This is a genomic window from Thermodesulfovibrionales bacterium (genome assembly GCA_026417875.1).
In the GTDB taxonomy this organism is placed as follows: Bacteria; Nitrospirota; Thermodesulfovibrionia; order Thermodesulfovibrionales; family CALJEL01; genus CALJEL01.
In genome coordinates this window covers 1-5,786 of sequence record JAOACK010000083.1, presented here as the reverse complement: position 1 = coordinate 5,786, position 5,786 = coordinate 1, and the positions used below count along the sequence as shown (strand labels likewise).

At 37.6% G+C, this 5,786-nt stretch carries 10 protein-coding genes; all 10 read left to right on the top strand.

The genetic code is table 11. The features are described from left to right. Window positions 1-335, top strand: a 335-nt coding sequence (locus tag N2257_10275; GenBank protein MCX7794769.1) for a HisA/HisF-related TIM barrel protein, incomplete at its 5' end; no start/stop codon positions are given. Continuing rightward, a complete protein-coding gene (locus N2257_10270) occupies window positions 325-624 on the top strand; it encodes a hypothetical protein (GenBank protein ID MCX7794768.1) in 300 nt (99 codons plus the stop codon). The genes N2257_10275 and N2257_10270, both read left to right, overlap by 11 nt. Next, window positions 621-1,055, top strand: coding sequence for a hypothetical protein (locus N2257_10265; protein ID MCX7794767.1), 435 nt, complete (start codon window positions 621-623; stop codon window positions 1,053-1,055). The genes N2257_10270 and N2257_10265 overlap by 4 nt, the downstream gene beginning before the upstream one ends. Before the next feature lie 30 nt (window positions 1,056-1,085). Beyond that, window positions 1,086-2,039 carry an imidazole glycerol phosphate synthase subunit HisF gene (hisF, locus tag N2257_10260; protein MCX7794766.1) on the top strand — a complete coding sequence of 318 codons (954 nt, stop codon included), beginning with the start codon at window positions 1,086-1,088 and terminating at the stop codon, window positions 2,037-2,039. Between the two features lie 121 nt (window positions 2,040-2,160). Continuing rightward, window positions 2,161-2,391, top strand: a complete 231-nt coding sequence (locus N2257_10255) for a hypothetical protein (GenBank protein ID MCX7794765.1) — start codon at window positions 2,161-2,163, stop codon at window positions 2,389-2,391. A 33-nt stretch (window positions 2,392-2,424) separates the two neighbouring features. Further along, on the top strand, window positions 2,425-2,655 hold the full coding sequence (locus N2257_10250; protein MCX7794764.1) for a hypothetical protein: 231 nt from the start codon (window positions 2,425-2,427) through the stop codon (window positions 2,653-2,655). Continuing rightward, the gene (locus N2257_10245; protein ID MCX7794763.1) at window positions 2,621-3,124 is read left to right on the top strand and encodes a PD-(D/E)XK nuclease family protein; all 504 of its coding nucleotides are present in this window, start codon (window positions 2,621-2,623) and stop codon (window positions 3,122-3,124) included. Before N2257_10250 ends, N2257_10245 begins: the two co-directional genes overlap by 35 nt. Then, complete coding sequence (radC, locus tag N2257_10240; GenBank protein ID MCX7794762.1) at window positions 3,103-3,804, top strand: DNA repair protein RadC; 702 nt, start codon at window positions 3,103-3,105, stop codon at window positions 3,802-3,804. The genes N2257_10245 and radC overlap by 22 nt, the downstream gene beginning before the upstream one ends. A gap of 12 nt (window positions 3,805-3,816) precedes the next feature. Next, window positions 3,817-5,151 (top strand): HD domain-containing protein, encoded by a 1,335-nt coding sequence (locus tag N2257_10235; GenBank protein MCX7794761.1) that lies wholly within the window; start codon window positions 3,817-3,819, stop codon window positions 5,149-5,151. Beyond that, window positions 5,148-5,714 carry a hypothetical protein gene (locus tag N2257_10230; GenBank protein MCX7794760.1) on the top strand — a complete coding sequence of 189 codons (567 nt, stop codon included), beginning with the start codon at window positions 5,148-5,150 and terminating at the stop codon, window positions 5,712-5,714. Before N2257_10235 ends, N2257_10230 begins: the two co-directional genes overlap by 4 nt. The last annotated feature ends 72 nt before the right edge of the window (window positions 5,715-5,786 follow it).

The window sequence follows — 5,786 nt, the reverse complement described above, 5'->3', positions numbered from 1 at the left end:
CTAAAGAAGGGCTGGTTGCTATAAAGGGATGGGTTGAGATAACGCATATGAAGGCAACAGAGCTTGCCATGAGAATGCAGGATTATGGAGTCTGGGGCATAATCTATACAGATATATCAAGGGATGGCATGCTAAGAGGACCTAACATAGAGGCAATAAGAGAGATGGTGAAGACAGTTAATCTACCAGTTATAGCATCAGGAGGTGTCTCATCCCTTGAGGATATAAAAAGACTGAAAGAGATAAAAGGTCTCTATGGTATTATCACAGGAAAGGCACTCTATTCTGGAGCAATTGATTTAAGAGAGGCGATAGGGATAATAAATGAGGATTGAACCGGAGATTATAGGAATAACTAAGGACCTTTCGCAGAAATATTTTGGAGAGGACTCTGAAGTACGGATATTTGGTTCAAGAATTGATGATAGAAAAAAAGGAGGCGATATTGATATTTACACAGAGAGCTCCCTCACTGAAGGTCTCCTTGATAGAATTGCTGATTTCCTCGCCGAGTTAAAGATAAAAATTGGCGATCGCAAAGTAGATCTTGTGGTAAAAAAGAAAGGACAGGAGACAGATAGTTTAATATACAGATATGCTGAAAAAGAAGGAGTAAAGATTTGAATTTTGAAAAAGAGATTCTCCAGAAAAAAATTCAAATCTGCGACAAACATCTTACAAGGCTCCTGTCAGCAATGAAAGCAATAAAACCACTTCTTCCCTTAACTGTCGAAAAATATAGAGGACTTTCATACACAGAATTATCCTTTATTGACCAGATCTCTTATAGATTTGGAAAGCTTCAGGACGATGCAGGCAGATTATTAAGATTTATCATTGTAAAAATCCTGCGGGAAGATCTTGAACAGAGTCCATTTATTGATATCCTTAACAGTGCTGAGAAACTCAGACTTATTGAAAATGCTGTGGAATGGATAAGACTTAGAGAGTTCAGAAGTATCCTCACACATGAATACAATGAAAATGATATTGTGGATGGCATTAATAAGCTCTATGAAATATCTGAAGGCTTTCAGAGATGTACAAGGGCATAAAAATATATCTGGATTCTAGAGGTTTTTAACATGCTTGCAAAACGAATAATACCATGTCTTGATGTTAAGGATGGAAGGGTTGTTAAAGGCGTGTCCTTCGTGAATCTAAGAGATGCAGGAGACCCTGTAGAGAATGCCATATATTATGATGAGCAGGGTGCTGATGAACTTGTATTCCTTGATATAACAGCATCGCATGAAAAGAGAAAGATAATCCTTGATGTTGTTGAAAGGACTGCATCCGATGTATTCATGCCCATTACAGTTGGTGGTGGTATTAAAAGCCTTGAAGACATAAGAGACCTTCTCAATGCTGGCTGTGATAAGGTATCAATAAACACTGCTGCCGTAAATGATCCTGAATTTGTAAAAAGGGCAGCCATGAGATTTGGAAGCCAGTGCATAGTTGTAGCCATTGATGCAAAGAGGGTTCATGGCTCAAGATTTGATATAAGAAACCCAGAGGAGATACCTGAGTGGCTCAGGGCATCAAGAGAACTCTTGGAGAGACTGTTACTTCAGCATGTATCAGAGCAGCAGAGCAGCAGAGCAGCAGAGCAGCAGAAAATTATAAAAGAAAAAAATTCCTCACCGAAGACTATTGAACTACTGCACTACTCCTCTGCTGGACTGCCTCTCTGGGAGGTTTATACCCATGGCGGAAGGCGACCGAAAGGAATAAATGCTGTAGAGTGGGCAAAATACATGGAAGAGCTCGGTGCCGGAGAGATACTCCTTACAAGCATGGATAGAGATGGCACAAAGGATGGTTATGACCTTGAACTCACAAGGGCAGTTGCTGAAGCAGTAAGCATACCGGTCATTGCATCTGGAGGTGCAGGAAACCTTGAACACCTCTATGAAGGCATTGTTATCGGAAAGGCAGATGCTGTCCTTGCTGCATCAATATTCCACTACAGGGAATACACAATCAGAGAGGCAAAAGAGTATCTCAGGTCTAAGGGAGTGATTGTGAGGCTTTAGACTTAATCTCATGGAGAAGGCTTTACTGAACTCAAAATACCTTGTAAATTGAGAGATACTGAAGTAAAATAGGCTTTACCAAAGAATTATATAGAGCGGATGAACGAGGCTTTTTTCTGATATGCCTGAACTAAAAGGCTGTCATACAAAGCAAAATTCCTTGATGAGTGAAGTTAAAATAAAAAGAAGCTATACAGCTTTGTCCGGAGGTATGGAGAGGAACTTCCAAAGACGCAACTCATTGGGAGTTAAAAAAGTCGCTGCACAAAGCAAGTTACCAGCCTTATCAGACAAAGAACTTTTAAGATGCTCAAGAAAGCATATAACACTTGAGAAGTGGAAAAATTTATAGAGTCAATTGAGATTAGATTAAGTATTAGTTAGTATGTGTGCAAATAGTGTGATAGTTAATAACAGCCCTGTCGGGACTGAGATAATAGAAAGTAATGGAAGAAGTCAGGGGCTCGGTTACTCAGATATAGCCATATTCTTTAGATCTGTTAAATATGATGCCAAGCTTTACCTTAATGCCCTTAAAGAGGCGGGATTTCCTTATTCTGTAAGTGGCATAGGAGGGCTCTTTGATTCTGGATACCTTAAGAAAAAGTGCTGTTAAAAGCATCCAGAATTATATAAAATTATGGAAGGAAGACTTCAGCCTTACAGTCAAGACAGAACGCCCTTTTGAATATGACCTTGAGAATGCCCTCATATCAGGCACTATTGACCTGCTAAAGAGAGAAAATGCCTCAGAAGATATTCTTGAGATTGTGGATTTTAAGACAGGTAAAAGAAGGAGTTTTTCTGAAGAAGAGGCTCATCTTCAGGTTCAGCTATATACAATTGCAGCAAGAGAGGCATTGGGATTAGATGTTAAAAAGGCATATATTCATTATCTTGATTCGGGAAAAGTTCCAGAAAGAGTGGAGGTCTTGACCACGCCAAGGAAGCTTGAATATGCTAAAAAGTCAATTGCAAAGGCAGTAAATGATATCATAAAAAGAAGATTCCCAAGGGATGCAAGGAATATCAAGATCTGCAATCAATGTGATTTTGGTAAGATATGTCCGAAGATAAAAAGATGAACAGAGACAAAAGGCCGTACGAGGGGCACAGAAAGAGATTAAGGGAACGGTGCAGAAAAACAGGCTTTGAGGGATTTCATGACTATGAAGTACTTGAACTCCTCCTTACCTATGCAATTCCGAGAAAGGACACCAAGCCTGTTGCAAAAACACTTATCTCTAAGTTCAGGACAATTCAAGATGTCCTTGATGCACCATTAGATGAACTATCAAAAGTAGAGGGGTTGGGAGAAAACTCAGCATTATTTATAAAAACCATTAGGGAAATAATCTCTGAGTACTTCAAAGGAAGGGCATTCAGCCAGAGGTCTTTTAGGACAATTGATGACCTTGTAGATTATCTTAAAGCAGTGATAGGTGGCAGTAGTAATGAAATAGTCCACGTGCTTTATCTTAACAGCAAGAATGAACTTATACATTCTGAAAATCTTTCAGAGGGAACGGTATCTGAAGCAGTAGTCTTTCCGCGAAAGATTGTTGAGGGTGCATTAAAGCACAAGGCAACCTCTGTGATACTGGCTCATAATCACCCTGGCGGACTGCCTGAACCATATGAAAGCGATGATAGGCTAACAGATGCTGTTAGAAATGCATTAAAGACTGTAGATGTAATGCTTCAAGAGCATGTTATAATTTCAAAGGATGAATATTATAGTTATAGAAGAAACGGATATTTTTAGTTAGAATAAATTATGCCAAAGATATATGAAGTTAGAGACCCTATTTATGGCTTTATAGAATTTAATGAATGGGAAAGAGAAATAGTTAATCATCCGGTTTTTCAGAGATTGCGAAGAATTAGACAACTTGGCTTAACAGATATGGTATACCCAGGGGCAATGCATACGCGTTTTGAACATTCTCTCGGTGTAATGCACTTAGCAACACGGGTATTTGATGAGATTGTAAAAAGAAGAAAAGATTTCCTAAAAAATGAACTCAATTTTACTGATGGTGGTTTAGAAAGGGATAGGACCCTTTTGAGAATTTCATGTTTGCTACATGATGTAGGGCATGCACCATTTTCCCATGCTGCAGAAGAATTAATGCCTTCATATGAAGCTGGAAAATCTTATAAACATGAAGATTATTCTGCGGCTACTGTTTTATACTTACTGAAAGATGTGATAGAAAATCATCCTTTAAACCAAAATCACAAGATAAAGGCAGAAGAAGTAGCTAATTTCATAAAAGGTAGTCCTGAACTAAAAAGGTCTTTACTATGGAGAAGCCTGCTATCAAGCCAACTTGATGCGGATAGAGGAGATTACCTATTGAGAGACTCCTATCATATCGGAGTTGCCTATGGCAAATATGATTTAAATCGCCTAATAGTAACAATGACTGTAACGATAGACCAAGAAAATAATCCAGTACTTGCTGTTGAAGAAGGCGGTATTCATTCAGCAGAAGCACTTATAATAGCCCGCTATATGATGTTTACTCAAGTATATTTTCAGCATACAAGAAGGGCTTATGATTTTCATCTCGCAAAGACCATGAGGTCACTTCTTTCTGAAAAACAAAAAGCTTCTTCCTTAAGTCAGAAAGATGCCTTTCCTCCGCCAACTTCTAAGGAAAATATTGAAGAATATTTAAAATGGACTGACTGGCTGGTTCTGGGTGAAATCAGTAATGGTAATGGCGGTGAACACGGAGAAATATTGTCCAAAAGGAGGCATCATAGAAAGATTTATGAAACCTCCGAAGTGCCGACTCAAGAAGAACTTGACTTTCTTGGCGAAGCCTGGGATGAAATTATAAACGAACTTAATGACGATGAAGCCTTTATAGATAGAGCAAAAAATTCATGGTATAAATTTGATAATACAGACATTCCTATTTTAATTAGACCAAATGAGAAAACAGAAGAACTGACTTATTTATCCAGATTATCCAGCGCCGTTTCTGGCTTGAAGCCTGTAGATCAAACAAGAATTTATGTTACATTTTCAAAGAAGGATGAAGTAAAAAGAAAAGTAGAGGAAATGTATAGTAAAAAGTATAAAAAGGAGGAGAGAAAATGACCAAAAAACAGAGCATTATTTCGTGGGATAACTATGGTTTGATTGCGGAGTTAGCTTATAGACTAAAGGATAAACGTTTTCAATTTAGCAAAACAGCTTTACAGAAATTAATCTTTCTTCTACAAGAAATATACGGTATTAAATGTGGATATAGGTTTGATTTCTATATATATGGACCCTATTGCTCAGATATCGAAATAGACCTTTCTCTTGTTGAAAGCTGGGGAGGAGTTCGAATTTACTATGTTCCTACAAATTACGGTGGATATCATATTACTGTAGGAGAAAATAATGAATCAATCAGAGAAAAGGCAAGTGATTTTTTAAAAGACCCAGAAATTCAAAATTCGCTTAAAAAACTTATTGAAGAGTTTGGCAATTTAACTGCAAAAGAACTTGAATTAATATCAACAATAGTATATGTGGTCCGCGAAGAAAAAAATATTTCAAAAGAAAAATTGTTAGAAATAGTTAAATCTCTAAAGCCTCGTTTTTCTGACGAAGAAATCTTGCATGCTATAAATTCACTTATAAAGAAAAAATTAATAGTACTTCAAATATAAGGAGCTTAACATGCCTGACTCTAACCTTTCCACAGGTCTTTACTGGCAGGGGAAGAAGACAGAGGTTGAAAG